The organism is Chlorobium sp. N1, assembly GCF_004332115.1.
Classification (GTDB): Bacteria; Bacteroidota; Chlorobiia; order Chlorobiales; family Chlorobiaceae; genus Chlorobium.
The window spans coordinates 12,882-27,935 of sequence record NZ_SJPA01000002.1 but is presented as its reverse complement, the minus strand read 5'-3'; the positions used below and the strand labels follow the sequence as shown (position 1 = coordinate 27,935).

11 protein-coding genes are annotated in these 15,054 nt (G+C 63.7%); 5 read left to right on the top strand and 6 right to left on the bottom strand.

The features are described 5' to 3' along the window. Positions 1 to 43 precede the first annotated feature (43 nt). Together E0L29_RS03490 and rfaE2 are read right to left on the bottom strand one after the other, a co-directional pair. A complete protein-coding gene (locus tag E0L29_RS03490) occupies positions 44 to 4,639 on the bottom strand; it encodes a translocation/assembly module TamB (protein ID WP_131354800.1) in 4,596 nt (1,531 codons plus the stop codon). Then, positions 4,626 to 5,138 (bottom strand): D-glycero-beta-D-manno-heptose 1-phosphate adenylyltransferase, encoded by a 513-nt coding sequence (gene rfaE2, locus E0L29_RS03485; protein ID WP_165498826.1) that lies wholly within the window; start codon positions 5,136 to 5,138, stop codon positions 4,626 to 4,628. Before rfaE2 ends, E0L29_RS03490 begins: the two co-directional genes overlap by 14 nt. A gap of 382 nt (positions 5,139 to 5,520) precedes the next feature. Between rfaE2 and E0L29_RS03480 the strand changes: the two genes are divergently transcribed. The 3 genes from E0L29_RS03480 to E0L29_RS03470 all read left to right on the top strand — a co-directional run bounded on the left by E0L29_RS03480 (position 5,521) and on the right by E0L29_RS03470 (position 8,780). Beyond that, complete coding sequence (locus E0L29_RS03480; protein WP_242664265.1) at positions 5,521 to 6,405, top strand: type IV toxin-antitoxin system AbiEi family antitoxin domain-containing protein; 885 nt, start codon at positions 5,521 to 5,523, stop codon at positions 6,403 to 6,405. Beyond that, positions 6,405 to 7,235 (top strand): nucleotidyl transferase AbiEii/AbiGii toxin family protein, encoded by an 831-nt coding sequence (locus E0L29_RS03475; protein ID WP_131354797.1) that lies wholly within the window; start codon positions 6,405 to 6,407, stop codon positions 7,233 to 7,235. Before E0L29_RS03480 ends, E0L29_RS03475 begins: the two co-directional genes overlap by 1 nt. Before the next feature lie 360 nt (positions 7,236 to 7,595). After that, positions 7,596 to 8,780 (top strand): ATP-binding protein, encoded by a 1,185-nt coding sequence (locus tag E0L29_RS03470; protein ID WP_131354794.1) that lies wholly within the window; start codon positions 7,596 to 7,598, stop codon positions 8,778 to 8,780. A gap of 39 nt (positions 8,781 to 8,819) precedes the next feature. Here the strand turns inward: E0L29_RS03470 and E0L29_RS03465 are convergent, their stop codons facing one another. The 3 genes from E0L29_RS03465 to E0L29_RS11505 all read right to left on the bottom strand — a co-directional run bounded on the left by E0L29_RS03465 (position 8,820) and on the right by E0L29_RS11505 (position 9,941). Then, positions 8,820 to 9,089 carry a type II toxin-antitoxin system RelE/ParE family toxin gene (locus E0L29_RS03465; protein ID WP_242664264.1) on the bottom strand — a complete coding sequence of 90 codons (270 nt, stop codon included), beginning with the start codon at positions 9,087 to 9,089 and terminating at the stop codon, positions 8,820 to 8,822. A 17-nt stretch (positions 9,090 to 9,106) separates the two neighbouring features. After that, complete coding sequence (locus tag E0L29_RS03460; RefSeq protein WP_131354790.1) at positions 9,107 to 9,376, bottom strand: toxin-antitoxin system; 270 nt, start codon at positions 9,374 to 9,376, stop codon at positions 9,107 to 9,109. 406 nt (positions 9,377 to 9,782) lie between these two features. Further along, positions 9,783 to 9,941: a hypothetical protein gene (locus E0L29_RS11505; protein ID WP_165498817.1), complete on the bottom strand. Its 159-nt coding sequence runs from the start codon at positions 9,939 to 9,941 to the stop codon at positions 9,783 to 9,785. A 325-nt stretch (positions 9,942 to 10,266) separates the two neighbouring features. On the opposite strand from E0L29_RS11505, the gene E0L29_RS03455 reads away from it, so the two are divergent. Both E0L29_RS03455 and E0L29_RS03450 read left to right on the top strand, forming a co-directional pair. Then, complete coding sequence (locus tag E0L29_RS03455) at positions 10,267 to 11,385, top strand: Wzz/FepE/Etk N-terminal domain-containing protein (protein ID WP_131354788.1); 1,119 nt, start codon at positions 10,267 to 10,269, stop codon at positions 11,383 to 11,385. A 46-nt stretch (positions 11,386 to 11,431) separates the two neighbouring features. After that, positions 11,432 to 12,523, top strand: coding sequence for a glycosyltransferase (locus tag E0L29_RS03450; protein WP_131354785.1), 1,092 nt, complete (start codon positions 11,432 to 11,434; stop codon positions 12,521 to 12,523). Here the strand turns inward: E0L29_RS03450 and E0L29_RS03445 are convergent. Continuing rightward, positions 12,520 to 14,391 (bottom strand): tyrosine-type recombinase/integrase, encoded by a 1,872-nt coding sequence (locus tag E0L29_RS03445; RefSeq protein ID WP_131354783.1) that lies wholly within the window; start codon positions 14,389 to 14,391, stop codon positions 12,520 to 12,522. The two genes, E0L29_RS03450 and E0L29_RS03445, sit on opposite strands and share 4 nt — an antisense overlap. Between the last annotated feature and the right edge of the window lie 663 nt (positions 14,392 to 15,054).

Sequence of the window (15,054 nt, the reverse complement as noted above, 5' to 3'; positions counted from 1 at the left end):
GCGGGCTGATGCTCTGATCTCGATGTATCAAGCCTGATGGGCTTTAAGGCTGCTTTTCAGGCTCCCCCTTCTCCGGCGCCCTCCGCTTCGACGTGCCGGTCAGCCGCCGCCAGAACTGGTCCCAGGTGTGGAAGCGCTCCTTGTAGGAGAGGCTCACGCCCCAGGTCTCGGTGGGTTTCTGGAGGTTGGTGCTGATGAGCTCGCTTGAGGTCTGGCCGTAGGAGCGGTAGGCTTCGGCCGAGATCTTCGGGGTGATGCGGTACTCGAGCTTCTGCGAGGTGCCGTACGCTCCGAAGAGCGAGGACTGCTTGATGTCGGTGGAGCTTCCCGTGCCGATGAAGCGGAGCTTCCCCCCCGTACCCGGCACGTGCATGGCGACGTAGAGGTCGAGTCCGGTGAGCGCCCCGTCCTGGCCGGTGCCGACGTTGACGTTGAAGCTCTCGAGCCCGGCGAGGTTCCGAACGGCGTTGGAGACCTGCGCCGAGAGCAGGCCGGTGCCGGCCGACAGCCCCACGCTCGAGGCCGCCACCCCGCCGCCCCCGACGCCGTTGCTGCCGGGGCGGATGTACCACTGGCGGGAGAGCAGCATGGAGATCACGTTGAGTTCCGCGTTGGGGTCGATCTGTGCCGAGTGGGTGCCGAGGGTGGTGGTGGCGGCATAGGGCTGGGCGGTCTCGTTGAGGTAGTAGCCCATCGCCACCCGCGGCTCGTTGATGGTGCCGGTGATGGCAAGCAGCAGCTTCACGTTGTCGCGCTCGGCGGTCGGCTGGTAGAGGGCGCTGACGAACTTCGAGCCGTAGAGGTCGGTGATCGAGCCGTCGCGGATCTCGGCGCTGTTCCAGCTGATGCGCCCGCCGTCCTCGAGGTCGAAGTTCGAGTTCGAGAACCGGTACTTGCCGCCCACCACCTGCACCGAGCCGAAGAGCCGGTAGCGCTGGTTGTGCTTGCTGACGACGAGCGAGAGGTTGTTGACGGTCGTTTCGAGCCCTTCGCCGCGGAGCCGGTCGAAGATCATGCTGTAGCGCATCGGCTCCTGGCCGGTGAGCTTGAAGTCCCTGATCTCGAGGATGTCGATGAGCGAGTAGTAGAACTCCGCGTCCTTCGGCCGCTTCACTGCGCGCTCGCCCGGCACCGCCGGTGCAGGGTAGCGCGGCACGAACTCGATGAACTTCTCCGCCCCTACGAACTTCGTGCTTTCGTTGGCGCCCGAGCGGTAGAGCGAGAACGATGCCGAGTTCACCCGCAGTTCGCCCTCGAGCACCGGCGAGGAGAGCTCCCCGCCGAGGTGCATGCCGCCGCTCGTGCCGACGATGGTGCCGAAGGAGGTCTCGTCCTTCTTGTCCTTCTTGTCGTAGAGCAGGAGCCGGCGCAGCCGCATGTCGAGCGAGAGCGCGCCGGGTTCCAGCCGGTGCAGCTGCAGCGTGCCCTGGATGGTGCCGCTTCCGCCCTCGGCGTCCCTGATTGCGATGCGGCGCAGCTCGAGCTGGCGGGGCGTAAGGACGATCTCTCCGTCGAGGGTGTAGTCGACCTCGGTCGGCGCCACCCTGATTTTCGTTCCGCGAAGGGTGCTCGTGAGATGGATGTCGGGCGACGGGGTCCTGCCCTCTACGCGCAGCACGGTCGGCACCCTTCCTTCTGCGGAGGCGAAGAAGGGGAGGGCGTAGGCGAGCACCTCGGCCGAGAGGTCGGGGGCGTTGAACGAGGCTTTGACGGGCCGGCCTTCCGGCACCCTGAGGGAGAGCGGGAAGTAGCCGAGCTCGAGCGGCACGGTGCCCGATCCCGTGATGGTGTTCACGGCAGCACCGTCCTCTCCGGTTCCTCCGCTCTGCATGCTGAAGCCGAGCGTGCTGCCGCGGTGGCGCGCCGAGGCCCTGAGCCCGCCGAGCTGGAAGCGCTCGTAGCGCACCTTCCTGCCCTGCAGCTCGAGCGTCGTGGTCTTGGCCGCAGGAGCGCCCTCGACCCTCACGGTGGCGTCGAGGGTGCCGGAGAGCGGGGCCAGGGAGGGATCGAGGGTGAAGCGCTGCAGGTCGTTGAGCTCGAAGCCGGTGAGGGCGGCCGTGAAGGTTCCCGCCTCACGTTCGCTGAGCGCGCCGTCGAGCACCACCCGCTGGCCTCCCTTCGAGAGCGTGAAGCGCTCGAAGCGCATGGCCGAGCGGTCCACCCTCACCACCGGCATGCCCTCGAGGCCCCAGGTGCCGGAGCTGTCGGCGAGCGAGAGGGTGTTGAAGCGCAGGCGGTAGGCGGCGCCGGTGCGCACGGCCTCGACCGATGCCGCCACCCTCGTAGACGGATCGGGCACCGAGGCATCGAGTTTCATGGAGAGGGACGAGGGGGCGTAGCGTGCGCTGAAGGAGGCGTTGCCGGTTTTGCGGCCGAGAGCGTCGAGGGCGCCGACCCTGCCGGTGAGGGAGGCCGTGGAGATGCCGTTCGAGCTGCACTCGAGAGCGGCCTGCATGTTGAGGGCCCCGAGCGTCAGCGGCTGGTCCATGGCGGTGCCGGAGGCGCCGTCTGAGGCGCGGAGCGCAAGCGAGGGCACGTCGACGGAGGAGGTGATGGAGCAATGCCCCCGGGAGGATGCCGCGCGTCCGACGGCGCTGCCGCGGAAGGAGGTCCCGCCGAGCGGGAGAAGGAGCTCCAGGGGGGCGCTCTCGCGGACGTTCACGCTGTAGTTGACGGTGAAGGGCCGTTCGAGGGCCGGGCTTGATGCGGGCGCCGGTGCGCCGCCCTTCTGCCAGAGGTTCTCCCTCGAGACCTCCTCTGTGACGGCTCGGGCGGCGTAGCTGGCAAGCGCCGAGAGCTGCTCCAGCGAGTAGTTGCCCTGGAGACCGAGGTCGAGGAAGTCGCTCCGGAGGGATATCTTCGAGGCTCCGCCCGACTGGGCGATCTCGGCCGAGAGGCGCGAGCCGCCCCGGAGGCGGAGGCCGTTGAGCGAAGAGGGTTCGAAGCGCACGCTGAGGGCCATGTTGAGGGTGGAGGGGTCGAACCCGGACCCTTTCAGCGCCGCCACGCCGTTGAGGTCGGTGGCGTAGGTACTTGCGGGCACGAGCCGGGCGAGGTCGATGCCCTGCATCGAGGCCGTGAGGCTGTAGGCCGGCTCTTTCTTTCCCGGCTCCCCGGTGCCCTCGAGCGTGAGTTTCGTCGAGCGCCGGTCGTCGAAGGAGGCGTCCACCCTCAGCCGCCCGTCGCGGTAGTCCGCCTTCACCTTCCCCGCTTCGATCGGCTGGCGGTGCCATCTGGACCCCTGCAGCGCGATGTCGGCCTTTGCGCGCTCGAGCCCTTCCTTGCCGAGCGCTCCGGAGAAGGTGCCCCTGAGGTTCAGCGTGCTCTCGATGCCGTCCATCGCAAGGATCCGGTGCGGCTCGAACCCTGCGAGCTCGAGCGAGCCGGAGGCGCTGGTGCTCCCGCCGGGGTTTTTCAGGGCGAGGGCCTCGAGCGAGCCCGCTCCCGCCTCCGTCCTGAAGGCGAGCTTCGTCTTCACCCCTTCGAGGCTTCCCTCGGCCGTGCCGGTGAAGGTGATCCCTCCGGAGCGGAGGGCCGCTTCAGCGGCCGCTCCCCGCGGCGCCAGGGAAGAGAGCAGCTCGCCGCTCACCCTGGAGGTGTCGCAGCGCACCCGGTAGGCGAACGCCCGGCTGTCGGTGAGGTTTATCAATTCTCCCTTCAGCTTCAGCCGGCTGCCGTCGTGGGTGAGCGCGAAGTCGAGCAGCTCGGAGGACTCGGTGTTGCCCTTGAGGTTCCCCTGCAGGGTGTAGGTGCCGGAGGGCAGCTCGAGGCCCGGGGCGAGTGCGGCGATGTCGCGGCTGTCGAGCTCGAGCGAGCGGAGGTTGATGAAGGAGCTGCCCGTGGCGGCGGCTGTTTCGGGGTTGAAATGGAAGAGGTCCACCCCGTCGAGCGACACCGAGCCCTGCAGGCGGCTTTCGCCGCCCCTGGCGTCGAGGCCGATCAGTTCCGCCCGCCGGTCCGTCACGAGGAACCGGCCCGAGGCCTCCTTCAGCCTAAACCCTTCCTGCGGCATGCTGAGGGCGAGCGAGCGGAGCTCGCCTTTCAGGAGCCCCTCCCCGAGGGCGAAGGAGGAGAGCCGGAGGTCGAGGTCGCTGGCGAGGAACGCGGTCTTCGGGGCCGCGGCCTTCCCGTCGTTCTCCAGGGTTGCGTAGGAGAGGCTCGCGTGCTGCAGGCGGAGCCGGCGGCAGGAGAACTCCTCGATCCCTCTCTTCGTGCTGTCGGGTTCGCGGGGGGTGAAGATGACTTCGAGGTTGAGTCTGCCGTCTTCGCGCTCGATCGCCCGCACCCTCAGCGAGTCGGCCGCGAGCCGGCGGAAGTGCAGGGATGTGAGCTCCGGGCGGAGGAGCGAGAGCACGTTGAAGCGGGCGGTGATGCGTCCCGCCTCGAGGGCCGGGACGCGCTCTCCGGGTTCGTAGAGGCGGGGGCGGACGAGGGTGATGCGGTCGGGGAACTTCAGCTCGACCCGCTCGATTTCGAGCCGGCCCCGCAGCTCCTTGTTGAAGAGCGCCATACCGGCTTCCCTCGCCCAGTTGTCGATGACGCCGCTGTTGAGCACCACCGCGAGCGAGAGGGAGAGGATGAGCAGCAGCGCCGAGAGTGTGGCGAGTAGCCTGAAGAGGAGTTGTTTAAGGTGTTTCACAGCGCGACCCCCCGCCGTATGCCTCGATGATGCGTTCGATGATGCCGGTGGTGGAGCGTCCCTGGAGCAGCGGGACGTTGAGCACGCTGCCGCCGTGCTGGAGCACCGCTTTTGCTCCGGCGATCTTCTCTGGCGGCCAGTCGGCCCCTTTTACGAGGATGTCGGGGAGGAGCACGCCGATGAGCTCTTCGGGGGTCTCTTCGTCGAAGACGGTGACGAGGTCCACCGCCTCGAGCGCAGAGAGGACGAGTGCGCGGTCCGATTCCGGGCAGACGGGGCGCAGGGGGCCCTTGATGCGGCGCACCGAGGCATCGCTGTTGAGCCCCACCACGAGCCGCTCTCCCATCCTGCGGGCTTCGGCGAGGTAGCCGACGTGGCCGGCATGGAGGATGTCGAAGCATCCGTTCGTAAAGACCACCCGCTCGCCCTGCCGCTGCCACTCCTTGACCTGGTCGTGGGCGTCGATGCGCCCCATCACCTTGTTCCTGTAGTCTATCATGCGCTCTATGCTCTCTTTCATCGTTACGTTTCTGTGGGTACTGTGCCCGGAGGGCGCCTCTACTGTATAATGCATATTTTTCCGAAAACGACGGAGGGTAAAATGCGGGGCGTGCCGCCCGTACGGGGTCTTTGGGCGGTTATCGGGCACTGTCCGGCAGATGGACGGCGAACCCTCTTCGGGGTTCTGGCGCACCTGTTCGTCGGGTTGCCGGTCGTTCCTGACAGGGTGAAAACTTTTGCCTTGGCTCGGACGCCATATCAACTGATTGTATCAAAAGCGGTTGGGTGTATGGGTTGGCGGGTTCCGATTCCGGACGATGAGCTCTTCGGGTTCTATTGTGGCGACGTCGGGCGTAATTCCCATAATGGTCTGGATGTTTATGGGTATTGATATTTATTGGCAGATTCATTTCACTAAAAGAGATGTTTCTGCCAGAGAATATCATTTTATGACAAAGACGGTTGGTTTCCGTGTCGCTCAACTCATTACGGAGTTGCATGAACGGCAGCGGACGACATTCACGGTCGCCGATGTGGCTGATGTCACGGGCCTTGGCGAATATGCATCGCGAAGCCTTGCGTACAGGGCGGTGCGTCGCGGCGTGGCGACAAGGCTCAAGTCGGGGGTATATTGTCTGGTGCCGTTCGAACTCGGGCGTGCCACCGAGCACGTCGACAGCCCTTACATCATTGCTCGTGAGCTGGCCGGGGAGGCCCCCTACTTTATTTCGCATGGCAGTGCGATGGAACTGCATCGCATGGTGACCCAGCCGAGCCTGACCCTGACGTTTTCCTGTACACGGCGCATTCGTTCCCGGCGTGTCGGCGGATACGGCTTCCGGTGCCTCCATGTGACGGAGGCGCATGTGTTTGGCCTCGCCAAGTACTGGGTGGACAAAGCACGCTTCGTCATGGTGAGCGATCCCGAACGTACGGTAGTCGACGCGCTCCGTCATCCTGAGTTCTGCGGAGGCATCACCGAGGTTGCCAAGGGGATGTGGATGCGGCGGGACGGACTCGATTGTGAGCGGCTCGTGGAGTATGCTTTGCGATTGGGGGCCGGCTCGGTAATCCGCCGTCTGGGATATCTGCTCGAATTTTTCGGGATGGCAGATGATGTGGTTCTTCGGCCCCTTCGCGAGCAGCTCACGGCAACCTATCAGCGCCTTGATCCGATGCTGCCTAATGAGGGGCCGTCGCTGGCACGGTGGAGACTTCAGCTGAATGTGGAGGCTGAGGAACTCGATATGGTCCGGAGCAGCTGATGATTCCACAGCGAAACATATCCCTCATCGCCAATGGCCTCGCGCGTAAAGGAGGGCGGCGCGTCCTTGAGAGCGTCATCGAGCGTGATTATGTCCTTGCATGGCTCCTTAATGGCCTGGCAGAACATTCGTTGCGAGAAGTGCTTGCATTCAAGGATGGAACCGCCCTTCGTCGTTGCTGGTTCGAACACTACCGGTTTTCTGAAGATCTTGATTTCACCATGATCAAGCCGATGCCGCTCGAAGCTATCCTGTTGGGGCTCGGCGATGTTTTTGCCCGCATCGAGAGTAGCGTAGGCCTCAAGATCGGCTATGACCGTCCTGACCGGCATTTGCACCGCAATAGTCATACCTTTTACCTTCGCTATGAGGGGCCGCTGCCCGCTCCGAACGACGTGAAAGTCGATATCACGATCAACGAGCGTCTATGCTATTCCCTGCAGGACCGGCCAATCCTGCGGGTCTATGATGGTTTTGATGATTTACCGGAAGGGCGCACCCTGAAGGTATACGCCAAGGAAGAGATCATCGCCGAGAAACTCCTGGCCCTCAGTGATCCTGCGCGCAATGAACCGCGTGATCTCTATGACCTTTGGTATCTGCTGGAGTCGGGTGATTATCGGATTGGCGAAATGCAGGGCGAACTTGCCTCGAAGCTCGATTTCCGCCAGCGCTCACTTTCGGGTCTTGATGCGGCGATCACCCGGAAAGAGAAAAGGTTTGCACTGCTCTGGGAAAAACGCCTGGCCCATCAGATGGATGATCTTCCTCCCTTTGGTGAGGTGTTTCGGGCCCTTCAGCGCGCGCTGCGCAATGCAGGGTTGCCCTGAGTTTCCAGCAGTTCCTGATTTCGTTATCGGATCATTCCGCCGGCTACCAGTCCTGTGCACTCCGGCCGTGCCTCGCGCCGCTCCTTCCGCTCGACTTCGCCATTTAGTGCGAAAACCAGCCCCCCCCTTTTTTTTACTAGACGGTTAATCCGCCACCCTTCCATGGCATCGCTTGTGCTTCCCTGGTTCTCGGGCCGCAGATGCCTGCTTCATTGGCGCCTTTCCGAGTTCTTCATGGGTCTTTCGTGCCGAAATCGGGAGGGTTTCTCCATTGTTCTGACTGTTTCGGGCGGCTTTTCTTTTTATGTAAAATACTGTATTCTACAAATAATTGTTGAAAATTAATTAATACGCATCATTATGCTCCGCTCCTTTACGTTTCAGAACTTCCAGTCCTTCAGGGATCCCGTCAGCATCTCGCTGGAGCTGAACGGCCACTCGCCCGAGGACGGCAGGTCTTTCGCAGTGGCGGACGGAACCCGCCTGTCGAAGGCAATCGCCCTCATAGGTCCCAACGCGAGCGGCAAGACGGCCCTCATCAAGTCCCTGGTGTTCCTCGACTGGTTCGTAAAGCATTCGTTCCGGGCGAAGCCGGACGAGCCGATTCCGCTGTTTGCGCATTTCTCAAGAGCGTCCGAGCCGTCCACCTTCGAGGTTTCGTTCGATCTGGACGGGCGGGAGTGGCGCTACAGGCTCAAGGCTTCCACAGAGCGTGTCTATCACGAGTCCCTCTACTCCCGCAGGACCAGCTCTCTTTCGTATCTCTTCGTGCGGGATTGGGATCCCGCTGTCGAGGGTTACAGGGTCAAGCAGCGGCAGTTCGGCATGTTGGCCAGAGAGGCCGGAAAGGTACGTGAGAACGCTTCGCTGATTTCGACTGCGGCGCAGTACGATGTGCCGCTTGCCCTGCGCCTGGTGTCGACAAGTCTCTGGAGCAATGTCCATGCGCTGGGCCGGCTCGGCATGGACCACAACCAGCTTATGCCGGCTTCGGATTTCTACGCCGGAAACGATGCTTTCCGGACCCGGATGGCGGAACTCCTCCGCGAATGGGATTTCGGACTCAGCGACGTGCGCATCGAGAAACAGACGGTGCAGGATGAGGGCGGAGCATCAAGGGAGATCAATGTTCCGTTCGGCGTGCACCGTATCGGTGAGAGGGCGCATCGCCTGATGTTCCTGCATGAGTCGAGCGGTACCATAGGCGCTTTCGTCCTGCTCTCACGGATACTTCCCGCACTGCAGCATGGCGGACTGGTGGTGATCGACGAGCTGGAGGCCGATCTCCATCCCCATATGCTCGCTCCTCTCCTGGACCTGTTCTTTTCTCCCGTCACCAACCCCCATAACGCCCAGATCATTTTCACAAGCCACTCGATGGAGGTCCTGGGTCTGCTGCACAAGGCCCAGGTGGTGCTGGTGGAAAAGGATCGCGAGGGTGGGAGTGAGGCATGGCGCCTGGACAGCGTCAAGGGGGTGCGTGCCGATGACAACCTCTACGCAAAGTACATGGCCGGCGCCTATGGCGCCGTGCCGCATGTATAGGTATGGGAATACTGGACGGGTCTGGAGAAGACCGATGGATTACCGGCCCGGATCCCTGTGTTCTCTGTTGTGCCAGACACGGATGATGACAACCCTGTCAAGGACATCGCGCCGGTAGCGAAGGACAAAGGCTCCGGATCCGAAAGAGATGAACCATTCGCGCCTGTCTGTGTCGTCATCCATCGGGCGTCCAATGTCCGCTCTTGATTGCAGTATCCCCGCTCCGTCCAGAATGGCTTTTGCCGCACGTGCCGCAGCGTCAGGGCTTTTTGTTTGGAGGAAGGCACGCAGGCGTTCAATGTCAGTCAATGCCTCCGGGAGCCATACTATCTGGGGCAAGGTTTATCCTCCCCCTTTGCCAGCTCTTCAAGCCATGCGGCAACTTTTTCGTGAGGTATGGCAATCCCTGTAAGCTGATAGTCTTCCCACCGCTGCATGTCTTCCCGTTTTTCCTTCTCGAACTTTTCCTCGCGGTCCAGATAGGTTTCAATCGCCCTGCACATCAGCCAATGCGGTGAACGTTCGCGGATACGGGCCAGGGCTACCAGCCGCATCTGTGTGGTATCGTCCAGCTTTACGCCCCTTGTCTGTGCCATCGATTTTCCTCGTTTTTTAAGAAAGGTAGTATAAGGTGCAACCAAATGCAATCGATTTCCGGGTGTATCCGTTCTCGTTTGTAGCTCGAATGCACTCCTGTCGTATGTCCTGAATCCGTTATTTCCAGACAATTGCCCGTGTTGTTACATGCAGGTGGGCGCTTGTGGATTTGGCCGTGAGGCGGCGGGTCGATCCTGGGCTCGGCTTGTCGATGATATTTCTCTTTCATTCGTCACCTCTCTCGTGCTGAGCTGGCGGTACTGTGCGGGATTGTTACAGTGTGTTGCAGGCCTTCATGTGGGCGATGACACGGTCGAGGTCGGTGTAGTCGAACTCGGAACTCCACTGCTGGATCTTCTGCATGGCCGCAATGAACGATCCGGTTGTAGCTGTAGCTGAGGTGGATCACTCCCCGGCACATGGCGGGAGAGGGTCGAGGATCTCATCGGCGAGGTGAAGCCGAAGGCCTGCGTCGAGGCCTCCGGCTACCAGCTGGAGGTGCTCGACGGGGTGGAGCATCCCGCCGGGGGTCGCTCCTGAAGGGGGCCGGCGGCATCCCGGCACCCGAAGCGCTCTGTGCGTGTATGTATGCTGCTATATGTTCTCGTCTATACGGGCGGAGTGTTCGCTGCGCAGTCGGCTCGTGTTTTCTCTCTCCCTCCATAAAAAAAACGTAGCTTCGTGTTTTTGTGTCCGACTTTTTCAGGCCTTTTGCATATATTTAACGTCGAACGGAGCATGTGTGGCCGTCTTTCCCGCCCCTTGTTCCCCTGCTTAGAAGACTTCGCCGGCCTCGACGTGCATCCCGTTCCGGGGTGTGAATCAAGTCGGCGGAGCCATGTATTCCTTCCCCTTTTCAGCATACCATCAGCATACCTTCAGGAGAGCCATGCAGGACCCGTTACAGGGCAGTGCCGACGAGCGCCGGGGCGCGCAGTACCAGCGCCCCGACATGTACGATGACGAAATCAGCCTTCTCGACCTGGCCATCACCCTCGCAAAGCACAAGAAGCTCATCATCGGCCTCCCGCTCCTTGTGGCGGCGGTCGCGGCCGTAGCGACCGCTCTGATGCCGCTCACCTATACCGCCGAAACCAAGCTGCTTGTCAGGTCTGGAAAGGATACCCCGAAAGAGATTTTCGTTTCGCTGCTGGAGAGCCAGCCGATGGGCGACACGCTTGTCGCCCGGCTGAACCTGCAGCAGGCATTCGGCCTGAAAGACGAAGGCGCTGCCCGGGGCCGGCTTTCCGATGCGACGAAAGTCAGTGTCGGTCGCGACGGCCTCATCGCGGTGGAGGTCGGCGACGCGGATCCCGAGAGGGCTGCTGCCATCGCGAACGCTTATCCAGTCGCCCTGAACCGGCTGACGAACCAGTATGTCCTGACGCCGGAGTCCGAGCGCCGCATGCTGCTTGAAAAACAGCTTCCCGTATCGGAAGCCGCCATCAGGGACGCGCGCAATGAGATGCGCAACGCACAGGCGAGCGCCCGGACCATGACGTCGGACGAGAAGGTCGGCTCCCTGGTCAAGTCCATCTCTGACCTCAAGGCCCGCATCGCCATGAAGGAAATGGAGGTTTCGTTTGCTGGAAACGAGGGCATCGGGAAATCGGAGGTTGCCGCGAAGGAGCTGGGCGGACTCTGGGATCAGCTCGCCTCGCTGTCGGTGCTCATTACCAGCGTTCCCGACAGGGAGGCGACATACATCCGCTCCGTCGGCAACCTGAAATATGCCGAAGTACGGGCGGCGGCACTCAAGCGCCAGATCGATATTGCCAAAGAGGCTGAAGAGCGCGCAGCCCCGATGGTGCAGGTGCTCGACCGCGCCGACGTTCCGGCCGCTCCGTCGAAGCCGCAGCGCTCGAAGATCATTCTTATCGCGGCGCTTGCCGCCCTGTTCCTCGCCGTGCTCTGGGCGTTCGTCGCCGAAGCCCTCAGGAACGCCGCGCAGGACAGCGAGCAACAGCCGAAACTCCAGCTTCTGAAGGAGTCCCTGGGCTGGAAGTGAGCCTTTTTCCCCTCCCTTCCCCCCAAGCGAACCCTTCTACCGACTGATGCCTCTCGAGACCCAGCTCATCGAGCCTTCGGTGGCCCTGCTTGTCGGACTGACGAGCGCCGTCGCCTCGCTCGCCATCGTCCTGACCGGGCGCTGGCACGGCAAGCATACCCATGACTGCGCCGAGGGGGTGCAGAAGTTCCACACGCACCCGACCCCGCGCATCGGGGGGCTCGCCCTCATGACGGCGCTTTGCATGGCCTGGTGGCTCATGCGCGACCGGCATGTCGAGCTGCTGGGCTCCATGGTCATCGCTTCGCTGCCCGCGTTCCTCGCCGGGTTCCTGGAGGATCTCACGAAGAAGGTCGGCGTCCGGGAACGGCTCCTTGCCACCATGCTCAGCGGCGTTGCGGCCTGGTACCTGACCGGCTACAGCCTGACCCGGATCGACGTGCCGGGCGTCGACCTGCTGCTGGCCTTTTCGCTCGTGTCGGTGGCCTTCACCGCGTTCGCGGTGGGAGGGGTGGCCAACGCCGTCAACATCATCGACGGCTTCAACGGGCTCTCGGGCGGGGTGCTTCTAATCTGCTTCGCCGTCCTGAGTTCGATCGCCTGGTCGGCGGGTGACGTGCACCTCTCGAAGCTCTCGCTGCTCTTCATGCTCTCGGTCGGCGGGTTCATGCTCCTGAACTTCCCCTTCGGCAAGCTCTTCATGGGGGACGGCGGCGCCTATCTCATGGGGTTCCTGCTCGGCTGGACGGCCGTGATGCTGCCCGCCCGCAACCCCGACGTCTCGCCGTGGGCTCCCGTCGCGGTCTGCGCCTATCCGCTGATAGAGACCATCTTCAGCATGCTCCGCCGGCTCTGGAACCGGGAGCATCCGGGCCTTCCGGACACGGAGCACCTGCACAGCCTCGTGAAGACGAGGCTCGTGCGCCGCTATTTCGCGCATCTCGCACCGAGCCTGCGCAATGCCCTGGTCTCGCCCTTCTGCTGGGCCCTGGCAGTGCTTTTCGCCCTTCCGGCGACGCTCCTCTACCGCGACACCGCGGCGCTCATGCTCGCGGTTGCCGCCATGTTCGTCGGTTACGCCGCCCTCCACGCGGCCCTTCTTCGGATGCCGGCAGGGGAGCCGGGGAGCGCCTCCTAGCCGGGCTCTTCCTCTCCCTCGCCCTCCTCTTCGCAGACGAGGCCCGGCGGGCGGGTCCGTTCGACGTAGTGCATGACGGTGTCGATCTTGCTCCAGCCGCCCTTCTCCATGATCTCGTGGAGGGTGGCCCCGTTCTGCAGGAGGTCCTGGGCGGCGCCGACCCGCATGGAGTGGCTGCTGACGGCCCCGGCGACGCGCTCCTCGAACCCGGCCTTGCGGGCGAGGCGCTTGTAGATGGGGGAGATCCGGTCGGCCTTGAGTTCCGGGGTGAGTCCGCCCGCTTTCGTGAACCCCCTCAAAAGAGGGCCTTCGGTGATGCCGGCCGCCGCTACCCACGCCCTCAGCGCGAGGGCGGTCTCCTCCTGCAGGTGGAGCCAGTGGCCCTCCCCGTACTGGTCGGTCTTGCTTTTCCTGAGCAGCACCACGGCGCCCCGGTCGCGGTACTCGAGATCCTCGAGCCGGAGGATCACGAGCTCCCGGCGCCGGCGCAGGGTGTCGTAGGCGAGTAGCAGGAGGGCGCGGTCGCGCAGGCCCCGCAGGTCGCCGCCGCAGCCTCTGAGCATCCTCTCGAGCATCGGGCGCGTAATGCCGTAGGCCTGTTTCGACTGCCGGCCGAGTTTCGTGTAGATGGAGCGCATCGCAAGGCGCGTGTCGGCGCCGCCGGCCGGGTCCCCGAACCCTGAGAGCTGGTGGATGGCGCTGATGGCGGTGCAGCGTTTCCGGATGGTCTTGCTCGAGAGCCCGTGCTCCGAGAGCATGAGCAGGAACGCCGCCACGGTTCGCGAGCATGCCGGCAGGGGCTCGAGGCCCTCTGACTCGCAGAACCCGATGAACTCCTCCATGTTCGAGCGGTAGGCCTTGAGGGTGGCGGGGGCGTAGGCCCCCTCCATCTGCCCGATCGCCTGCAGGAGGATGTCGCGCGCGGCACTCTCCCGCACGGTGTCGCCCTCCGGCTCCTCGCGGACCATCCCCGGGGAGCGGAGCCGTTCGAGGTAGCGCCGGAGGGTGTCGGTCTTCTCCCATCCGCCCTTCTGCATGATCTGCACGAGGGTGGCGCCCTGTTCGAGCAGGTCCTGGGCGGCGCCGACCCGCATGGAGTTGCCGCTGATGGTTTTGAGGATCTCGGGCCCGAGGCCTGCCCGCAGGGCGAGGGTGTTGACGATGCGCGAGAACTGCCGGGCGCCGAGGCCCCCGGTCACCTCCCCTCCGGCGGTGACGCCCCGCAGGATGAACCCTTCGCTGATCCCCGCCGCCTGTATCCAGGCCTTCACGGCCGAGGCGGCTTCGGCGTGCAGGTGGATGAGGTGTCCGGTGGCGGAGCGGTCGCTCTTGCTCTTGCGCAGCAGCACCACGGCCTCCAGGCCGTGGAACTCGAGCTCTTCGAGGCGGAGGCTCGTGAGCTCCTGACGGCGGCGCAGGCTGTCGTAGGCGAGCAGCAGGAGGGCCCGGTCGCGCAGTCCCCGAAGCTCTCCGCCGGCGGCCTCGAGCAGCCGGTCGAGCAGCGGGCGGGTGACGGGGTAGGCCGGCGTGAAGCGCCCTCCGAGCGAGCGGAACACCTTGCGCATGGCCAGCTGCACGACCGGCTCCCTTGTCGGGTCCGGAAGATCGGCCAGCTGGTGGATGGTGCTGATCGAGTGGAACTTGCGCTGTATCGAGGAGCTCTTGATGCCTGAATGGATGGTAGCCTCGAGGAACGCCGCTACGGTTCCGGCCGAAGCGGGCAGGGCCTCGAGGTTGTGCTCCAGGCAGTATCGGATGAACTCCTCCATGTCGGCATGGTAGGCCCGGATGGTGTTGTAGGCGTAGGCTCCCTCGAGCCGTTCGATGACGGCCTCGAACCGCTCCCTGGTCTCTGTTTCGTTCTGCATGGGCGGGTCCCTCTCTTCGTTTCCGGTGGTTACGTTCCGGTTTCGTCGCGTGATATGGGGGTAATATATGCTTTTGTAGGGAAGTGTGTAAGGGTGTAGGTTATGGCCATCCCCGGTCGGCCGGTTTGGGCGGCGCCCCCGCACCATGCGTATTGCCTGAAAAGGAACATGCTTCATGCCTCATGCGTCTGTCGGAAGCACAGGGGGATACCATCCTCGGCGTCTGTCGTGACGTTGCCGGGGATGGTGTCCGGTTCGCTCCGGGAGAGGCTGGTGCCGGTCAGCATAGGGACTGTTTCCCCGCGCCGGACTCTCCTGTTGCCGGACTACGAACGGGGCGGAGATCGACATTCGTCATGGATCGTTCGGGAAAGCAGGTCGCCATCGAATGCAGGGCCCCGGTGCCGCCGGCCTCACCTGCAGTGAAGAGAGGGCTATGGGAGGGAACCGGAAATCAGTATTCCCATTGCAAGAAATCCCGTAATGCCGTACTTATAAAGGCAGTGCGGTTCTGCCGCCCCGGATCCCCCCGCCGGGAAGCGCGTCCGGCCACCTGAAGCCCCCCGCTCCCGTCCCCGCGATCCGGCCCCGAAACGACGCATTGCATGGGTACGCCCCCGTTCACTCCAGGCCCCAGGGTTGTGACTGAAGGGGCGGAGCCGT